This window comes from Streptomyces sp. NPDC056222 (assembly GCF_042264065.1).
In the GTDB taxonomy this organism is placed as follows: domain Bacteria; phylum Actinomycetota; class Actinomycetes; order Streptomycetales; family Streptomycetaceae; genus Streptomyces.
The window spans coordinates 1-18,216 of record NZ_JBHJTL010000065.1 but is presented as its reverse complement, the minus strand read 5'-3'; the positions used below and the strand labels follow the sequence as shown (position 1 = coordinate 18,216).

Sequence of the window (18,216 nt, the reverse complement as noted above, 5' to 3'; positions counted from 1 at the left end):
AGGGTCATGGCATGGCACGACCGCGGCGCATCGTTCTCGTACGGCATGGAGAGTCCGAGGGCAATGCCGACGACACGGTGTACGAACGTGAGCCGGACCATGCGCTCAGGCTCACCGAGACCGGTCTGCGGCAGGCGGAGGAGACGGGGGAACGGCTTCGGGAACTGTTCGGGAAGGAACAGGTCAGCGTCTATGTCTCGCCGTACCGGCGCACCCACGAGACGTTCAGGGCCTTCCGCCTCGATCCCGGGCAGGTGCGCGTGCGCGAGGAGCCGCGGCTGCGGGAACAGGACTGGGGAAACTGGCAGGACAGGGACGACGTACGACTGCAGAAGGCGTACCGCGACGCGTACGGCCACTTCTTCTACCGCTTCGCCCAGGGCGAGTCGGGGGCCGATGTGTACGACCGGGTCGGGGCGTTCCTGGAGAGCCTGTACCGCAGCTTCGAGGCGCCCGACCATCCGCCCAACGTGCTGCTGGTGACCCACGGACTGACCATGCGGCTGTTCTGCATGCGCTGGTTCCACTGGACGGTCGCCGAATTCGAGTCGCTGTCCAACCCGGGCAACGCCGAGACGCGGACGCTGCTGCTCGGCGAGGACGGCCGATACCGCCTGGACCGGCCGTTCGAACGCTGGCGTACCCCCGAACCGTACGGCCACACCGGATAGAGTGGCAGAGCGATGACCGCTGACTCCTCTCTCGACCGGCGCTTCGACCGCGCCCTGGCCAGCCTTCGAGGGCTGGCCGTGGGAGACGCCCTGGGCTCCCAGTACTTCGTCCCCGCCAACTATCCGCTGCTCAAACGACGCGAAGTGCCGTCGGGACCGTGGCAGTGGACCGATGACACCGAGATGGCCTGTTCCGTTCTGGCCGTGCTCGCGCACCACAACCGGATCGACCAGGACGCGCTCGCTCAGGCGTTCGCCGAGCATCATGACTTCGACCGGGGTTACGGGCCCGCGGTCAACCGGATGCTCCGGCTCATCAGGGAGGGCGGCGACTGGCGGGAGCTGGCCGCGGCGCTCTTCAACGGCCAGGGTTCATGGGGGAACGGGGCCGCGATGAGGATCGCCCCGCTCGGCGCCTGGTACGCCGACGACCCCGAGCAGGCGACCCATCAGGCCGAGATCTCCGCGTACACCACGCACCAGCACCGCGAGGCCGTGGTGGGCACGATGGCCGTGGCCGCCGCGGCCGCGCTCGCCGCTGACCCGGCGGGGCCGCCCACCCCAACCGACCTCCTGGACGGCGTGATCGCGCTCGTCCCACGCAGCGCCGTCGGCGCGGGGCTGCGCAGGGCCCGCGACATGCTCGACTACGGCGACGCGGCGACGGTGGCCGCGGTCCTGGGCAGCGGCCGCCGCACCAGCGCACACGACACCGTGCCGTACGCGCTCTGGTCGGCCGCCCGCGGCCTCGGCGACTTCGAGCGGGTCTTCTGGACGACCGCGCAGGTGGGCGGCGATGTCGACACCACATGTGCGATCGCCGGAGGCGTCGTGGCCTCCGCCACGACCGGTGCACCTCCCACCGCCTGGCTGGACCAGACCGAGGAACTGCCGGACTGGCTCCCGGCCGCCGTACGCCCCTGACGACGCTCCGCCTGCCCGGCGAGCCCCATCCGCCGAGTCGCCGGGCACGCGGAATGACGCAGCCCCGGCCGGGATGCATGTCACGGTCCTGCCACAGCGCCGGTCCACCCGGGTCGAATATCCGGGGGCACGGTTAGAGTCGGCCACTCCCAAGCGCTGATCATGAAGAGAGAGCGCCGACGAGACACCCGGACGCAGGCCCTCCGCCCCCATGGCCCCGTTTGCGGACCGGGTCGGGAGGGGGTCCCGTGTCCGACACATCGTCCGCACCACCACCGAAGGACAGCACTCCTTCACCAGAGAGCAGCACTCCTCAACCGACGGGCGGTGCCGCGTCCCAGCCGGCGCCTGGCATGCCGCCGCCCGCCGCCGCGACGCCGCCGCCCGCTGCCGCGATACCGCCGCCCGGCGTCGTACCGCCCGTACCGCCACAGCACCGGGCATCGGCGTCGTCCGGATGGCCCGGGGGACAGAGACCTCAGCATCCCTGGGCACCACCGAGGCCTCCGAGCGACAGCTGGCTGACCCGCCTGCGGCCGGCCGCGCCGGCCCGGGCCACGACTGCGACCCTGGCGGCCGTCGGGGCCACCGCGCTCCTCAGCGCGTTGCTCCTCGGCGACGGACTCGGCGTGAATCTGGTGCTCGTGGCCGTCCCGGCGGTGATCGCCGCGTCCTTCGCCGCGCGGGCGGCGGGCCGCCGCCTTCGCCCCTGGACGCTGATCTGGGCGATCGGGGGACTCGCCCTCCTCGGCATCCCCGCCCTGCGGGACGCCGGTTGGCCGACCTTCCTCGCGGTCGTCTCCGCGCTGGTGCTGACCTCCTTCGCCCTGCACGGCGGTCGTGGCTGGCCGAGCATGTTGTTCGGCCCCATCGGTCTGATCGACTCGCTGGGCTCCGGCACCACCTGGGCGTGGCGAGGGCTGCGCGACCGGGCCGACGGTTCCCGTGGCCGATGGGGCCCGGTCGTGCGTACGGTCGGAGTGGCCGTCGCCCTCCTCGTCGTCTTCGGCGCGCTGTTCGCGGGCGCCGACGCCGCCTTCGCCGATCTGCTCGGCTCGCTCATCCCCGACTTCTCGCCGGCCCAGGTGCCGTGGCGGCTCTCCTTCTTCCTGCTCGGCCTGTTCGGTGCGATCTCCCTCGCCCGTACCGCCGCCGCTCCGTTGCGCTGGGACCGTATGGTCATCCGTCCCGGCCGGGCGCGGGCCCGACTGGAATGGGCCGCGCCGCTGATCGTCCTGAACCTGCTCTTCGCGGCCTTCAACGCGGTCCAACTCACGGTTCTCTTCGGCGGATACGACAAGGTGCTGGAAGAGACCGACCTGACCTACTCCGAGTACGCACGCCAGGGCTTCTGGCAGCTCCTGATGGCCACCCTGCTCACCCTCGTGGTCATCGGGCTCGCCCTGCGGTGGGCGCCACGCGCGGAGGCCCGCGACCGGACCCTCGTGCGCGCCGTGCTCGGCACCCTGTGTGTTCTCACCCTGGTCGTGGTGGCCTCCGCGCTGCGCAGGATGGATCTGTACGTGGACGCGTACGGGCTCACCCGGCTGCGCATCTCTGTCGCCGCGATGGAGATCTGGCTGGGACTGGTCATCCTGTTGATCATGGCCGCGGGGATCTTCGGCGCACGCCTGCTGCCGCGGGCGGTGGCGGCGAGTGCCGCGGCGGCCGTGCTGGTCTTCGGTCTGGCTTCGCCCGACGCGATCGTCGCCGAGAACAACGTCGCGCGGTACGACCGCCTCGAGAAGATCGATGTCCCCTATCTCGCGGGGCTCTCGGCCGACGCCGTGCCCGCGCTCGATCGGCTGCCCGAGCCGCAACGTTCCTGCGCCCTGATGGACATCGAGGCGCGACTGCGCGCCGACGACGGAGGGTGGTTCGCCACCAGCTGGTCGGAGGTGAGGGCCCGTTCGATGCTGGCTGAGCGTGGGATCGAGCGGTCCTCCGTGGAGTGCGGCGGGCCGAGCAGGGAAGAGGACTACGACCCGGACGCGGACGGCGATCCGTACAGCATCCCCTGAGTCCGATCGCCCCTCCATCGCACCGGAACCACTGGCGCTGCCCCTCCCCACTCGCTTCGGGGGAGGGGCAGCCGCGCGAACGCCCCGCGGCGCTCCGGACGGCCGGGTCCGCGGCCTCGGCCTTGCCGCTGAGCGCGTCAAGATCGCTCTTGCGTACCCGGCCCACGGCCCACCGCCGTGATCCGTGTCAGGGCCTCGATGCCGACAGCTGCGGTACAGCCGGCCTGGAAGCCGGACTTCGCTCTGCGGTCGAAGTATTCGCGAATGTGATGGATGGGCTGAAGAGTGGTTGCGCGGGCCAGTCGTGACCGGTGATCGAACCCCTGCGTCCGACTCCTCTGATGGGTGGTTGAGCAGGTGTTACTTGTGCGAGATGTGTGCGCCGATATCGTCGGTGGCCTGTTTTCGGTGTCATGTCAGGGGTGGCGGTGTGCTGATCAATGGTGTGCGTAAGTGAACAGCTCGCCGGCGGGATTGCCGCCGTGATCGATCGGACCATGGTGTCGCTGCTCCGCTTTCCAGGCTCGTGAGCAAGCTGTCGCGGCAGCTTCGGACATCCGATGGGAATCCGGGTATCGCGGGCGGTCCCCACCGGCGTAACCTGTCTGGCGCCATGCCGTACGAACCACCCACCCACAGCGTCGAGCGATCGCTCCGAGCCACCACCGGCGCCAAGATCGTTGCCGGGGTCGACGAGGTCGGACGCGGGGCATGGGCCGGCCCGGTCACGGTCTGTGCGGCCGTCACGGGCCTGCGCCGGGCCCCCGAGGGACTCACCGACTCCAAGCTGATCACCCCCAAGCGCCGTACGGCCCTGGCGGCGGAACTGGAGAAGTGGGTCACCGCCTACGCGCTCGGGCATGCCTCCCCCCAGGAGATCGACGAGCTCGGGATGACCGCGGCGCTCCGGCTGGCGGCCGTGCGCGCGCTGGAGGCCCTGCCCGTACGCCCGGACGCGGTGATACTCGACGGTAAGCACGACTACCTCGGCAGCCCCTGGAAGGTCCGTACGGTGATCAAGGGCGACCAGTCCTGCATCGCCGTCGCGGCGGCCTCGGTCATCGCCAAGGTCCGGCGCGACGCGATGATGGCCGAGCTGGAGAGCGAGGCGGAGGAGTGCGTGGCCTTCGGTTTCGGCGCCAACGCGGGCTACCCTTCGCCGGTCCACAAGGCTGCCCTGGAGGAGCGGGGGCCCACCCCGTACCACCGGCTCTCCTGGTCGTATCTCGACGCGCTGCCCCAGTGGCGGCACCTCAAGAAGGTCCGCATCTCCGCCGAGGCGGTCGCACTGGAAAGCGGGGGCCAACTCGGCTTCGACTTCTGAACGTCCCGGCAGCGCCATGTCGCCAGCCGGGTCGCACGATTGTGCCCACCCGCCGGAGCCTCGCGCACCGGCGTTTGATAGACATCCACCCATGCCTCTCATCCCCGAGGAGCCTCAGATTCACGAGAGTGCCCAGGGTCCCCGCGCAATGGCCGCCGGCCACCCCGCGCCGACCCCTCGTCCCGTACCCGGTCCGCGCTCGGCGGCCTCGCCGCGTCCAGGGCGTCCCGGCCCCGCACCGGCCAGGCCCGCGCCGCCGGCGCAGCGCCCGCACCCCGGTGCCGGGCAGTCCCCGTCGCCCCGTTCGGAGAATCGCTCCGAACCAGGGTCCGGTCCGCAGATCCAGCTGATCCCCGCCCCGGTCGACGGCGCGCTCGACGCCGCCGAAGAGGCCGTCGATCTGCTTCTGGAGACCGGCCGCCCGCCCGGCGACATCCTCGTCCTCACCACCGGTGAGCAGCACCCGTGGGCGGCGCACGAGCTGTCCTTCGGCGACGCCGCCTACTGGGCCCAGCAGGACGCCCGCGACGACGTGTTCTTCGCGGACGCCGCCGCTGTGGAGCGGGCCGCCGCACGACCCGTGGTCGTCATGGCGGTCAACGGCGGAGCCGACGACGCCGCCGCACACGCCCTGCCCCTGGCGATGGGACGCGCGACCGCGCTGCTCGTCGTCTGCGGTGACCCGCAGCGCATCAACGCCGTGCTCGGCGCGGGTGTCTGACGCGGAGTACGTCTCGCGGTCCTGACCCGGCTGCCCCATGGGGGCGGCCGGGCCGTGGTCCCGAGGGCCCCGCGCACCGGCGCGGGAGTTGCCGCGTCAGCGTGCCGCCGTCCTGCGCAGCAACTCGGTGGCGCCGCCCGCGGTACGCGGAGTCAGGACACCGATCTCGGAGGCGACGTCTCCCAAGGCGGTCGGACGCGAGTCGGAGCCCGGATGCCGGCCACCCCGGCCCTCACCGAGCACCTGCCAACCGCCGCGGGTCAGCGTGATGTACGCACCGCAGCGAAGCCCGTGGAGCGTGCAGGCGTCGCGCAGCCCCCACATCCAGGCGCCGTCCTCCTCGGTCCATCGCTCGTCGCCGTCACGGCAGTAGAGCAGCACGGCCGTCCGCACCGGGGTCCGGCGTCGCAGATCGTGCGGGATGACCCGGCGCAGATGCGCGAGGAGCGCGTTGCGGAACTCCCAGCCGTCCGCGGGGACGGCGCGGCGGGTGAACGACGCACTGGCGGCCAGCCGTTCCTCGTGGTCGAGGACGGCGACGACAGCGGTCGTGGGTGTCGGCCGGTGGCGCGTGTGCAGACCGCTCACCACCTCACGAGGATTGCCGAGCAGCGGGATCCCCGCCGCGGCCCACTCGGACGGTTCCAGTATCCGGGCGAGGCGGCTGGCGGACTCGGACGGCGAGTTGATCGAGGTGGCTGCGGACGGAGCGAATCCGAAGGTCACGGTCCTCCCTTCGGATACGCGCCCGCTGGCGGGCAGAGTCGAGTGAGGGCGCACCACAGCACAGTCCTTCCGGACCGCGTACAAGGCTGTGCGGGGCGGGGTCCCAATTCTTGCGGGCCTGTGCGCGGGCGGCAACGAGCAATTGAGGCAGCTGACTGGAATGCGCCGGTATGACACTCATATCCCTGCCCAGCCACCTAGTGTTCACTCCCTGTTTCACCCCTGGACGGCAAGCACCAGCGGGAACACGCCGTCAGCTCCCGCCCGGCGCAGCAGTCGGGCCGACACGGCGAGGGTCCAGCCGCTGTCCGACAGGTCGTCCACCAACAGCACCGGACCGCCGGCCGAGGCCAGCCGTTCGGCCAGCGCGGGAGGCACCGTCAGTGCCTGATGGAGCCCCACCACCCGCTGGGCGCTGTTCGTTCGCGAGATCCGCAGCTCCTCCGCCTCCGGCACGTACTCGACCGCTCCCAGCAGCGGCATCCGGCCGATCTCCGCGATGCGCCGCCCCAACGAGTCGACAAGGTTCGGCCTGCTGCGCGAGGCGATCGTGACCACGCCGGCCGGCCGAGCGGGAGCGTCCGGCGCGCCGGACGCCCAACCACCGGGCCCCTTGGCCCAGTCGGCGAGTACGCGGACCACCGCCTGCACCACATCGTCCGGAACAGGACCGTCGGCCGCCCGCTCCGAGAGCATCGGACGCAGGCGGTTTCCCCAACCGATGTCCGAGAGCCGCCCGAGCGCCCGCCCGCCGAACGACTGCTCACCCGCCGGGATACGGCCCTTCAGATCGACACCGACCGCCGTGAGTCCGGTCGGCCACATCTTGCGCGGCTCCACCTCCACGCCCGGCCGCCCCAGCTCACCCTTGGCGGCGTCGAGCGCGGCGTCGGTCACCTTCGGGTCGAACCGGGACCCCGAGCAGTTGTCGCAGCGGCCGCACGGGGCGGCTTCCTCGTCGTCCAACTGGCGCCGCAGGAACTCCATCCGACAGCCCGTCGTCGCCGCGTACTCGCGCATCGCCTGCTGCTCGGCCGCCCGCTGACGTGCCACCCAGGCGTACCGCTCGGTGTCGTACACCCATGACTGTCCCGTGCTCGTCCAGCCGCCCTTCACCCGATGCACGGCGCCGTCCACGTCCAGGACCTTGAGCATCGTCTCCAGCCGGGTCCGCCGCAGCTCGACCAGCGGCTCCAGAGCCGGCAGGGAGAGCGGGCGGTCCGCATGTGCCAGGACGTCCAGAGTGCGGCGCACCTGCTCCTCGGGCGGGAAGGCGACCGACGCGAAGTACTGCCAGATCGCCTCGTCCTCCTTGCCCGGCAGCAGCAGCACCTCCGCGTGCTCCACCCCACGCCCGGCACGGCCCACCTGCTGGTAGTACGCGATCGGGGAGGACGGCGAACCGAGGTGCACCACGAAGCCGAGGTCCGGCTTGTCGAACCCCATGCCCAGGGCCGATGTCGCCACCAGCGCCTTGACCCGGTTCGCCTGCAGGTCCTCCTCCGCCTGCTGCCGGTCCGCGTTCTCCGTCCGGCCCGTGTACGAGGACACCGTGTGCCCGCACTGGCGGAGATAGGTGGTGACCTCCTCGGCGGCCGCGACCGTGAGCGTGTAGATGATCCCGGATCCGGGAAGCTCGCCGAGGTGGTCGGCCAGCCAGGCCAGCCGGTGCGCGGCGTCGGGCAGTTGGACCACACCGAGACTCAGACTCTCCCGGTCGAGCGGGCCGCGCAGCACCAGCGCGTCCGTCCCCGCGCCCGTGCCGAGCTGCTCGGCGACGTCCGCCGTCACCCGGGCGTTGGCCGTCGCCGTGGTGGCGAGCACGGGGACGCCGGCCGGAAGCTCCGCCAGCATCGTGCGCAGACGGCGGTAATCGGGCCGGAAGTCGTGGCCCCAGTCCGAGATGCAGTGCGCCTCGTCGACCACGAGCAGACCCGTGGCGGCGGCGAGCCGGGGAAGGACCTCGTCGCGGAAGTCGGGGTTGTTGAGCCGCTCGGGACTGACCAGCAGCACGTCGACCTCGCCCGCGGCCACCTCCTGCTGGACGGTCTCCCACTCCTCCGTGTTCGACGAGTTGATCGTGCGGGCACGGATACCGGCACGGGCCGCCGCCTCGACCTGGTTGCGCATCAGAGCGAGGAGCGGGGAGACGATCACCGTGGGGCCGCTTCCGGCCTCGCGCAGCAGGGACGTCGCCACGAAGTACACCGCGGACTTGCCCCACCCGGTCCGCTGCACCACCAGCGCCCTTCGCTTGTCCGCGACGAGCGCCTCGATGGCCCGCCACTGGTCCTCCCGCAGTCTCGCCGTGCCGGTCGGATCCCCGACGAGACGGGCGAGTACGGCATCGGCGGTGGCTCGGAGGCCCGCGCGGTCGGCGAGACGGTCTGCGTTGGTCATCCCCCCATGCAACCCGATGGGTCGGACATTGCGCGAACGAGCCGCGAAACCTGTGGACAACCGGGATCGAGGGCAGCCCGGAGTTATCCACAGGGGTTTCGGAGTCGACGCCGACCGCGAGACCGTCGTGACCATGAACACGAACCCGCACGAATCCCGTGGATCGACCGAATCGCAGCAGATCACCCTGCGTGGCCCAGCCGAACTGGCCGACGCTCTCCCCTTCATGCTGGGCTTCCACCCCACCGACTCCGTCGTCCTCGTCGCCCTCCACGGCGAGCACGGCCGCTTCGGCGGCAGGGTCAGGCTCGGCATCCCGCGCTCGGCCGCCGAGTGGCCCTCGACGGCGGAGCACCTCGCGGAGTGCCTTGTCGAAGGCTGCGCCCGGCGCGGCACCCGCCCGGACGGCATCGTCGTCTTCCTCTGCCAGGACCCCGCGCCCGGCGAGACCGGCCGCCACGTCATGGAGCGACTGCGCCCCTTCTCCCAGCGGCTGCGTACGGCCTGCGGCGAGCTCGACATCCCCGTCTACGAAGTCCTGTGCATCTCCGACGGTCTCTACTTCTCGTACGTCTGCCCGGACACCCGCTGCTGTCCGCCCGACGGCACCCCCCTCGCCCTGACCGGTACATCGGTCATGGCGGCGTCGGCCGCCTACGCCGGAATCCAGGTGAGGGGATCGCTGCGCGACATGGAGGCGCGACTGAGGCCGCGGGCGTCGCCCGACGACGAGCGGCAGCGCAAGGCACTGAACGAGGCCGCGTCCGTGATCGTCCCCAAGATCCTCGACGACCCGCCGGGCCCTGGCAGGGAGGACATCAGGGAGAAGACGCTGACGCTCGCCCGCGAGATGCTGCGGCGGTACGGCGGGCCGGCCACCGTGGCCGAAGGGCCGGCAGGGACGTCCGAGGCCGTCCGGGTGGTACGCGGCACGGGAACCACGGAGCGGGACGCGGCCGACGACGCACTGATCGACCCCGACGAGGCCGCGGCACTGATTCTCGGGCTGCAGGACCGTGACACACGGGACCGGGCCGCCGAATGGATGGAAGGTCCGGAGGGCGCGGCGGCCCTGCGGCTGTGGGGAGTACTGGCCCGGCGATGCGTGACGCCGTTCGACGAGTACGCGGCGGCGCCGCTCACGCTCGTCGGCTGGGTCGCCTGGTCCACCGGGGACGAACCCGCCGCGCGGGTCGCGCTCGGCCTCGCGCTGGACGCCGACCCGGAATATGTCTTCGCCCGCCTGCTGCACCAGGCCTGCAACGAAGGGCTCGATCCCGAGTCGCTGCGCAGCTGCCTGCGCCACGAACGGGAGTCGAGGACGGCGGCCGTCGAGCCCCGTGCCGGGGCGCGCCGCCCGGGTTCGCGGGGCGCCCGTCCGCAGTCGGTCAGGAGGGGCAGGCCCGCCGCCGGCACCCGCCCTGGCAAGGCCTCACCGAAGCCTCCGCGGGACGCCGCGGCCCGGCGCACCGGACAGCGGGGGACGAGGAGCGGCCGATGACGCCCGTGACCAGGCCGCCCGTGGCGGCGTTCAGCTCTGTGGCGGAGCCCCACGACCCGTCCCGCCGACCGCACACCGGCAGTCCGGATCGCACAGAGAGCACCGCACACCACCCATGGCCCCCAGTTCCGCAGCGGCACCCGGCCCCGCGACCCTCGCCGGACTCACCCTCCCGGGCGCCCCACGGCCGAGCGAGCTGCCCTCGGTGCACAACGCGCTCATCTGCGTCGCCCTGCCCGCCCTCGTCATCTGTGCGGACCACGGACAGCTCACCGGGCACGGCCTCGAAGGGGTCTATCTGTCCGGACGAAGACTTCTCTCCCGCTGTGTGCTGCGGGTGGCCGGACGCGAACCCATCGCACTCCAGGGCAGGCGGTCCGCCGCCGACCGGGCCGTGTTCCTCGGGGCTCTGCGTACGGCAGGGGACAACGGACCCGACCCCGGGATCACCGTCGAGCGCTCGCGCGGTGCCGACGGAACCGAGCGGATCACCCTGCGCAGCTCGGTCGCGCGACCGTTGCGCCTCCCGGTGGAAATCGCTCTCGGGACGGATCTCGCGGATCTGGGCGCGGTGGCGTCCGGGCAGCCGGGGCCCGAAATCTTCCCCAGCGTCCACGGCACCGGGATGCGCTGGACGGCGGACGACGGCCGGTACGCGGCCGTCACCGCGGACCCGCCGCCGATGGACGCGCTGGCCGCTGCGGGTCTCCTGCGGTGGGAGGTCGAGTTGGCTCCCGGAGCCACAAGCACCATCGAACTCAGGGTGCGCGCGGACCGGACACCCCGGTCCGCCACCCTCTCGGCGCCGGGGGCCGGGCGGCCCGGCGGCAGCGTCCTCGCCGAGGCCCGTGCCGAGGGCGACGATCCTCGGATCGGGGAACTCCTGCGAACATCCGTCGACGATCTGCGGGCCCTCCTCCAGCGGGACGCGGCCCACCCGTCGGACGTCCATCTCGCGGCCGGAGTGCCCTGGCGCTGCGGACCCGCCACCTCCGAAGCGCTCTGGGCAGCGCGTATGGCCCTGCCCCTCGGTACTCGGCTCGCCGTCACCACGCTCCGAACGCTGGCCCGTACCCAGATCGGTGGACCGGGCCCGGCGGAGGGGCGCATCCCCGGCCCCCTCAGGGACGCGGGACCCTACCTGCCGCCCCGCTGCACCGGAATCGAGGCCACACTCGCCTTCCCCGCCGCCTTGGCCGAGGCCAGACGCTGGGGGCTGCCCGAGCAGGACCTGGAGGAGCTGCTTCCCGCGGCGGAACGGTGTCTGCAGTGGCTGCGGGCCGCCGCCGACCCGCACGGGTTCGTCCCGGACCCGGGGCCCTCCGGCCCCTGGCGGGCCGAGACTCAGGCCCATGCCCACCGTGCGGCCGTGCTCGGCGCCGACCTCCTCGACGCCTGCGGCCGACCGGGCGGGGAGGCCTGGCGGGAGTGGGCGAGCATCCTTCGAGCCCGATTCCGCGCGGAGTTCTGGCTCGACGACAGGTCCGGCGGCAGACCCGCCGCCGCCCGGGCGCCGGGCGGCGGACCATGGACCCAGCTCGGAGGGTGGGCGGCACACCTCCTCGACACCGGCCTGCTGGGCGGCGGCCGGTACGCCCCCGGCCTGCTGGACAGGGCAGAGACCGAACAGCTGGCCCGGTTGCTCGGCACCCCGGCCCTGGACTCCGGTTGGGGGCTGCGCAGCCTCGGTGCCAAGGAACCCGGACACAACCCCTTCGGACACCGGGCGGGAGCCGTACGAGTCCATGAAACGGCGGTCGCCGTGGCCGGGCTCGTAGCGGCGGGATACGAGAGGGAGGCCGCGTCCCTGCTCCGTGGCGCCCTCGACGCGGCGGAGGCGTTCGGCCACCGCCTGCCCGAGATGTACGCCGGTGCCCAGCGCACGGCCGGTGGTGTTCCGGTGCCGCACCCGGCGGCCTGCCGTCCGGCCGCAGTGGCAGCGGCCGCCGGCGTCCATCTCCTGACGACCCTCGCCGGGATCCGGCCCGATGCGCCCGGCCGGACCGTGGCCCTGCATCCCGTCCGGTCGGCTCCGCTCGGCGCGGTACGCCTGTCGGGTCTGCGGGTCGCGGGGGAGCCGTTCACGGTGAGGGTGAGCCGCCTCGGGCTCGGCATGGTCGAGGAGGCCGCCGACGGCCTTCAGCTGGGAGGCTGACCATGCGGGGTGGCAGCGCGAAGGAAGCCTCACGGGAGGGACAGGAAGTGATTCTCGATGTAGCGGAGGGGAGTGTTTATCGTCAGGAAGACGACTATGATCGCGGCATGTCTCCCTACGACCCGTCGGCCTTCCCGCCCTTTGCCGTCACCGTCGATCTGGTCGTGCTCACCGTGCGGGGCCACGCGCTGTGCGCCCTGATCGTGAGACGGGGAGAAGCTCCGTTCAAGGGCCGCTGGGCGCTGCCGGGCGGATTCGTCCGCGACGACGAGGACCTCGGCGCCGCGGCGGCGCGCGAGTTGGTGGAGGAGACCGGGCTCTGCGTCCACGACCCCGGGGCCCCGTCGCCGATGGCGAGCAACGGCGCTCACCTCGAGCAGCTGGCGACCTATGGGGATCCGCAGCGCGACCCCCGGATGCGCGTGGTCAGCGTCGCCCATCTGGCGCTCGCCCCGGACCTGCCGGCGCCGCGCGCGGGTGGAGACGCGAACAATGCACGCTGGGCGCCGGTCGAGGAAGTGCTCGGAAAGGACGGTTCCCTCGAGCGCGAGGAGGGGCAGGGGGAGCCGCTCGCGTTCGATCACGCGCAGATCCTCGCCGACGGAGTGGAGCGGGCCCGTTCCAAGATCGAGTACTCCTCGCTGGCCACCGCCTTCTGCCCGCCGGAGTTCACGGTCGGCGAGCTCAGGAGGGTGTACGAGGCCGTGTGGGGTGTCGCGCTCGACCCGCGCAACTTCCACCGGAAGGTGACCGGTACCCCCGGTTTCCTGGTTCCCGCGGGTGGCACCACCACGCGCCAGGGCGGCCGTCCCGCGCAGCTCTTCCGTGCGGGTGGGGCGACGTTGCTCAACCCGCCCATGCTGCGTCCCGAGGTCTGACGGCGCGCTTCAGGGCGACCCGAGGCTCCAACCCTGCGCCAAAAGTCCGAAATGTCGCGTTATCTTGCTTCGACAGCCGCCCTGCCGCGGAGCGGTGTCACCTACCGCGAGAGAAGCGATGCTCCAGGCCATCGGACTCACCAGCAGCCCCCGCCGCGACCGCCCGCCCACCGTGGACGATCTCACCTTCGATGCCCGGCCGGGGCAGGTCACCGCCCTTCTCGGCCCCGCCGGATCCGGCAAGACCACCACCTTGCGGCTGATGCTCGAACTCGAGCCCGGCCGTGGCGTCACGTACTTCCGCGGCCGCCCTCTCCATCGCATCGCGCACCCCGCCGGTGAGGTCGGTGTGCTGCTGGGGGACGTCCCCGGACACCCCTCGCGCACCATGCGGAGCCAGTTGCGGATGCTGTGCGCGGCGACCGGCGTTCCCGTGTCCAGGGCCGACGAGATGCTCAGGGCCGTGGGGCTCACCGGCCTCCCCGACCAGCGCATCGGCACCCTGCCGCGCGCGATGGACCGCCGACTCGGCCTCGCCTCGGCTCTGTTGGCCGATCCGCACGCGCTTCTGCTCGACGAGCCCGGCGCCGGTCTCTCCGCACGGGACAAGGCCTGGCTGCACGAACTCCTGCGTGCCCACGCCGTGGAGGGCGGCACCGTCCTGTACACCACCGACGACCCGAAGGACGCGGCCCGCAACGCCGACCGGGTCGTCACCGTCGCCGACGGTCGCCTCGTCGCGGAGCAGGAGGCGGCCGACTTCGCCCGAACCCGGCTGAGGCCGCGGGTGGCCGTTCGCACCCCCCACGCCGCACGGCTCGCCTCGGTCGTCACGCAGGAGGCGCGCGCCGCGCGCCGCACCGTCGAGGTCGTCACCGAGAAGGGCAATCGGCTCTCCGTCTACGGCAGCGACTGCGCCACGATCGGCGAGGCCGCCTACCGGCACGGTGTGCTCATCCACCAACTCTCCGACGAGGTGGGCGACACAGGCCCGCGTGACGTGCCCGAACCCTCAGGGGCCACTCCCGCGGGCAGCCACACCTCCGAATCCGAAGGCGCCGCCGCTGTCGTGCGCGAGCCCGAGCCGGAGGCGGTGCGCCGGCCGACCCGTTCGCCGCTCCGCCCGCTCCGGTACGAGATCCGCAGACTGCTCGGCGTTCCGGCCACCCCGCTCGTCGTGGCCGCGGTCCTGGTCGCCTCGGTCGTGGTCTCGGTGGTGCTCGCGCGCAACGGCCGGACGCCCGTGCCCACCCTCCTCGCCGGCTGGCCCACCCTCTCCCCGCTGCCGCCAGCTGCCATCGGAGCCGGGCTGCTCGGCGCCTTCTCGTTCGCGGACGAGTACAGATACCCGGCGCTCACCACCGGCCGCGGCGCGGTTCCGCGCCGTCTCGGACTGCTGCTCGCCAAGCTCGTTGTCGCGGCCGCCGTCGCCCTTGTCCTGGCCGTGCTCGTCGTGGCCGCCGACCTGATGACCCTTCGCCTCGTCTACGGCGGCGAGTTGATTCCCGTGCCGAAAAACTGGCCGACGTTGTGTGCGAGTTGGCTCGGTCTGACCGTCGGCTGCGCCTGGGCCGGGGTGCTCGGAGCCGGGGTCTTCCGGGTCGCCGCGGCGGGAGTGGCGGCGGTCCTCGCGGTGCCGGTGGCCCTCGCGCCCCTGCTGCAGATGGCGACCTCAGGGCACCCGGCCCGTGCGATCTCCGGTCTCCCCGCACGGCTGCGGGGTTTCGTCAGCATGGAGTGGCCGGCCGCGGCCGACCGCTGGCTGACGGGGGTGTTGCGGGTGGTCGCCCAGCCCGTGGGGGTGGCGCTGGCGCTGGTGTTGACCGCCCTGCTCTGCGCCTATCTGTTCACCGGCCTTCGTCGCAAGGCGCGTTGGTGATCACTTCCGGATCGAAAGCTTCCGCTTCCGCGGCAACTCCCTTAAAAATCGCCGCTTATGTCCGATTAATCGTCAATTGTGTAGGGGGTGCCGATCACCCTTTCGTGTGCTTTTCACCAAAGACCTCAAGGGTCACGGGGGGCACGCCGACAAAGGATGCGTGAGTACCCTTGCGCACACCATGATGACCGCCGCCCGCCCCGTCGACTCCGGCCTCGGCGCCCCGGGCGATCACGACCGCTACCCGTACGCGGAGGCGTCCGTCGCCGACCGTGTGGGTCCGCCCTCCTGGGAAGGAGTGGAGACGGACCTCGGCCGGGTCGGTCGTCGCACGGCCGGCAGTCGCGGCCGAGGCCTCCACGGCCAGCTCGTCCAGCAGCTCGGACAGATGATCGTCTCCGGCGACCTCGGTGCCGACCGCCCGCTCGTTCCGGAGGAGATCGGTCAGCGCTTCGAGGTCTCCCGCACCGTCGTGCGTGAGTCGCTGCGCGTCCTGGAGGCGAAGGGCCTGGTCAGCGCCCGCCCCAACGTCGGCACCCGGGTCAGGCCCGTCAGCGACTGGAACCTGCTGGACCCCGACATCATCGAGTGGCGCGCCTTCGGCCCTCAGCGCGACGACCAGCGCCGCGAGCTGAACGAGCTGCGCTGGACGATCGAACCCCTGGCCGCCAGGCTCGCCGCCGGGCACGGCCGCGAGGACGTCCAGCAGCGGCTGGCCGACATGGTCGAGATCATGGGTCACGCCTACGCCCAGGGTGATGGCATCACCTTCTCCCGGGCCGACGTCGAGTTCCACTCCCTGTTGATCCAGCTCGCCGGGAACCGGATGCTGGAGCACCTCTCCGGCATCGTCGCCGCCGCGCTCCAGGTCTCCGGCGGTCCGGTCACCGGCTGTGACCGCCCCGGTGAGCACTGCCTGGCGCACCACGCGCGCATCGTCGACTGCCTCGCGACCGGGGACGCGCAGGGCGCCGAGACGGCCATGCGTCAGCTGCTGACCGTTCACCCGGAGGTGGAGCGCGTCGTGCCCGCTCCGCGTGAGCACTGACCCGCGGGCCACGGCCAGGGGCGCGGAGCCGTACGCATCGCGTGCCGCCGGAGCCATGCGGAACCCGGGGATCGTGGCGCATCCCCAGGGTTCCGCGGCGGCTCGGGGGGTCCGAATGTGCGACGAACACCCGTTCTGGCCGCTTCGTCGCAAATGAGGTGTGACTGGGGCCACGCGGATTGGGCGTAACACTCCTCGAAGCCGTGCGATGACTTAAGAGGTGACAGCCGAGGAAGGAATACAGCAGCCGCTTGAGGCGCTGTGCAGTTCCCCGGTCCAGCCCGCGCCGTCGGCACATTCCCAGCCGATGGTCGTCGGCTCCGGCCCGATCCCGGGCGGGGCCGGAAGCCGTTTTCCATCGTTCCGAGAGGTTGTTCGTGTCGGCCAGCACATCCCGTACGCTCCCGCCGGAGATCGCCGAGTCCGAGTCTGTGATGGCGCTCATCGAGCGGGGAAAGGCTGATGGGCAGATCGCCGGCGATGACGTGCGTCGGGCCTTCGAGGCTGACCAGATTCCGCCAACCCAGTGGAAGAATGTTCTGCGCAGCCTCAACCAGATCCTCGAGGAAGAGGGTGTGACGCTGATGGTCAGTGCAGCGGAGTCGCCGAAGCGCGCCCGCAAGAGCGTCGCAGCGAAGAGCCCGGCCAAGCGCACCGCCACCAAGACCGTCACCGCCAAGACGACCGTGACGAAGACCGTCTCGGCCGCCACGGCGGCCTCGGCGGCAGAGAGCGCGGACCCGGCCGACGAGGCCGGAGCGCCGGCCAAGAAGGCGGCCGCGAAGAAGACCGTGGCCAAGAAGACGGTGGCGAAGAAGGCCACCGCCAAGAAGACGACGGCCAAGAAGACCGCCGCCAAGAAGGACGCCGACGAGGCCGTCGAGGGCGAGGAGCTGCTCGACGACGTCGCGCCCGGCAAGGGCGAGGACGAAGAGGCCGAGGGCGAGAACAAGGGCTTCGTGCTGTCCGACGAGGACGAGGACGACGCTCCGGCGCAGCAGGTCGCGGTCGCCGGTGCCACCGCCGACCCGGTCAAGGACTACCTGAAGCAGATCGGCAAGGTCCCGCTGCTCAACGCCGAGCAGGAGGTCGAGCTCGCCAAGCGCATCGAGGCCGGTCTGTTCGCCGAGGACAAGCTGGCCAACTCCGACAAGCTGGCGCCCAAGCTCAAGCGCGAGCTGGAGATCATCGCCGAGGACGGCCGCCGCGCCAAGAACCACCTCCTGGAGGCCAACCTCCGACTGGTGGTCTCGCTGGCCAAGCGCTACACCGGCCGCGGAATGCTCTTCCTGGACCTGATCCAGGAGGGCAACCTGGGTCTGATCCGCGCCGTCGAGAAGTTCGACTACACCAAGGGCTACAAGTTCTCCACGTACGCCACCTGGTGGATCCGTCAGGCGATCACCCGCGCCATGGCCGACCAGGCCCGCACCATCCGTATCCCGGTGCACATGGTCGAGGTCATCAACAAGCTCGCGCGCGTCCAGCGCCAGATGCTCCAGGACCTGGGCCGTGAGCCCACCCCGGAGGAGCTGGCCAAGGAGCTCGACATGACCCCGGAGAAGGTCATCGAGGTCCAGAAGTACGGCCGCGAGCCGATCTCCCTCCACACCCCGCTGGGTGAGGACGGAGACAGCGAGTTCGGTGACCTCATCGAGGACTCCGAGGCGGTCGTCCCGGCCGACGCGGTCAGCTTCACGCTCCTCCAGGAGCAGCTGCACTCCGTCCTCGACACGCTCTCCGAGCGTGAGGCCGGCGTGGTCTCCATGCGCTTCGGTCTCACCGACGGCCAGCCGAAGACGCTGGACGAGATCGGCAAGGTCTACGGCGTCACGCGTGAGCGGATCCGCCAGATCGAGTCGAAGACGATGTCGAAGCTGCGCCACCCGTCCCGTTCGCAGGTCCTGCGCGACTACCTCGACTAGTCCGCGGTCGTACACGCCGAAGGGCCCGGCTCTCCGAAAACTG

Annotated in this window: 13 protein-coding genes; 11 read left to right on the top strand and 2 right to left on the bottom strand. The window is 71.8% G+C overall.

What is annotated here, in order from left to right; all coding sequences use genetic code 11:
* Positions 1-11: 11 nt before the first annotated feature.
* The 5 genes from ACFC0D_RS26305 to ACFC0D_RS26285 all read left to right on the top strand — a co-directional run bounded on the left by ACFC0D_RS26305 (position 12) and on the right by ACFC0D_RS26285 (position 5,661).
* Positions 12-671 carry a histidine phosphatase family protein gene (locus tag ACFC0D_RS26305; protein WP_376440637.1) on the top strand — a complete coding sequence of 220 codons (660 nt, stop codon included), beginning with the start codon at positions 12-14 and terminating at the stop codon, positions 669-671.
* Positions 672-683: 12 nt separating this feature from the next.
* Entirely contained in the window at positions 684-1,595 is a 912-nt protein-coding gene (locus ACFC0D_RS26300) for an ADP-ribosylglycohydrolase family protein (protein ID WP_376440634.1), read from the top strand.
* 248 nt (positions 1,596-1,843) lie between these two features.
* Positions 1,844-3,616 (top strand): DUF4153 domain-containing protein, encoded by a 1,773-nt coding sequence (locus ACFC0D_RS26295; protein ID WP_376440631.1) that lies wholly within the window; start codon positions 1,844-1,846, stop codon positions 3,614-3,616.
* A 613-nt stretch (positions 3,617-4,229) separates the two neighbouring features.
* The gene (locus ACFC0D_RS26290) at positions 4,230-4,940 is read left to right on the top strand and encodes a ribonuclease HII (protein ID WP_376440628.1); all 711 of its coding nucleotides are present in this window, start codon (positions 4,230-4,232) and stop codon (positions 4,938-4,940) included.
* Between the two features lie 91 nt (positions 4,941-5,031).
* Complete coding sequence (locus ACFC0D_RS26285) at positions 5,032-5,661, top strand: hypothetical protein (RefSeq protein ID WP_376440625.1); 630 nt, start codon at positions 5,032-5,034, stop codon at positions 5,659-5,661.
* 96 nt (positions 5,662-5,757) lie between these two features.
* Here ACFC0D_RS26285 and ACFC0D_RS26280 read toward each other — a convergent pair whose 3' ends face one another.
* Both ACFC0D_RS26280 and ACFC0D_RS26275 read right to left on the bottom strand, forming a co-directional pair.
* On the bottom strand, positions 5,758-6,387 hold the full coding sequence (locus ACFC0D_RS26280) for a hypothetical protein (protein ID WP_376440623.1): 630 nt from the start codon (positions 6,385-6,387) through the stop codon (positions 5,758-5,760).
* A 216-nt stretch (positions 6,388-6,603) separates the two neighbouring features.
* Positions 6,604-8,787, bottom strand: coding sequence for a RecQ family ATP-dependent DNA helicase (locus ACFC0D_RS26275; RefSeq protein WP_376440620.1), 2,184 nt, complete (start codon positions 8,785-8,787; stop codon positions 6,604-6,606).
* Between the two features lie 133 nt (positions 8,788-8,920).
* Here ACFC0D_RS26275 and ACFC0D_RS26270 point away from each other — a divergent pair, with 133 nt between their 5' ends.
* The 6 genes from ACFC0D_RS26270 (at position 8,921) to ACFC0D_RS26245 (ending at position 18,173) form a co-directional block, all read left to right on the top strand.
* Positions 8,921-10,288 carry a DUF4192 domain-containing protein gene (locus ACFC0D_RS26270; protein ID WP_376440618.1) on the top strand — a complete coding sequence of 456 codons (1,368 nt, stop codon included), beginning with the start codon at positions 8,921-8,923 and terminating at the stop codon, positions 10,286-10,288.
* 115 nt (positions 10,289-10,403) lie between these two features.
* Complete coding sequence (locus ACFC0D_RS26265; RefSeq protein WP_376440615.1) at positions 10,404-12,443, top strand: glycogen debranching N-terminal domain-containing protein; 2,040 nt, start codon at positions 10,404-10,406, stop codon at positions 12,441-12,443.
* A 107-nt stretch (positions 12,444-12,550) separates the two neighbouring features.
* Complete coding sequence (locus tag ACFC0D_RS26260; RefSeq protein WP_376440613.1) at positions 12,551-13,321, top strand: NUDIX domain-containing protein; 771 nt, start codon at positions 12,551-12,553, stop codon at positions 13,319-13,321.
* Between the two features lie 118 nt (positions 13,322-13,439).
* A complete protein-coding gene (locus ACFC0D_RS26255; RefSeq protein ID WP_376440610.1) occupies positions 13,440-15,200 on the top strand; it encodes an ATP-binding cassette domain-containing protein in 1,761 nt (586 codons plus the stop codon).
* A gap of 160 nt (positions 15,201-15,360) precedes the next feature.
* On the top strand, positions 15,361-16,248 hold the full coding sequence (locus ACFC0D_RS26250; protein ID WP_376440607.1) for a FadR/GntR family transcriptional regulator: 888 nt from the start codon (positions 15,361-15,363) through the stop codon (positions 16,246-16,248).
* A 377-nt stretch (positions 16,249-16,625) separates the two neighbouring features.
* On the top strand, positions 16,626-18,173 hold the full coding sequence (locus ACFC0D_RS26245) for an RNA polymerase sigma factor (protein ID WP_376440604.1): 1,548 nt from the start codon (positions 16,626-16,628) through the stop codon (positions 18,171-18,173).
* The last annotated feature ends 43 nt before the right edge of the window (positions 18,174-18,216 follow it).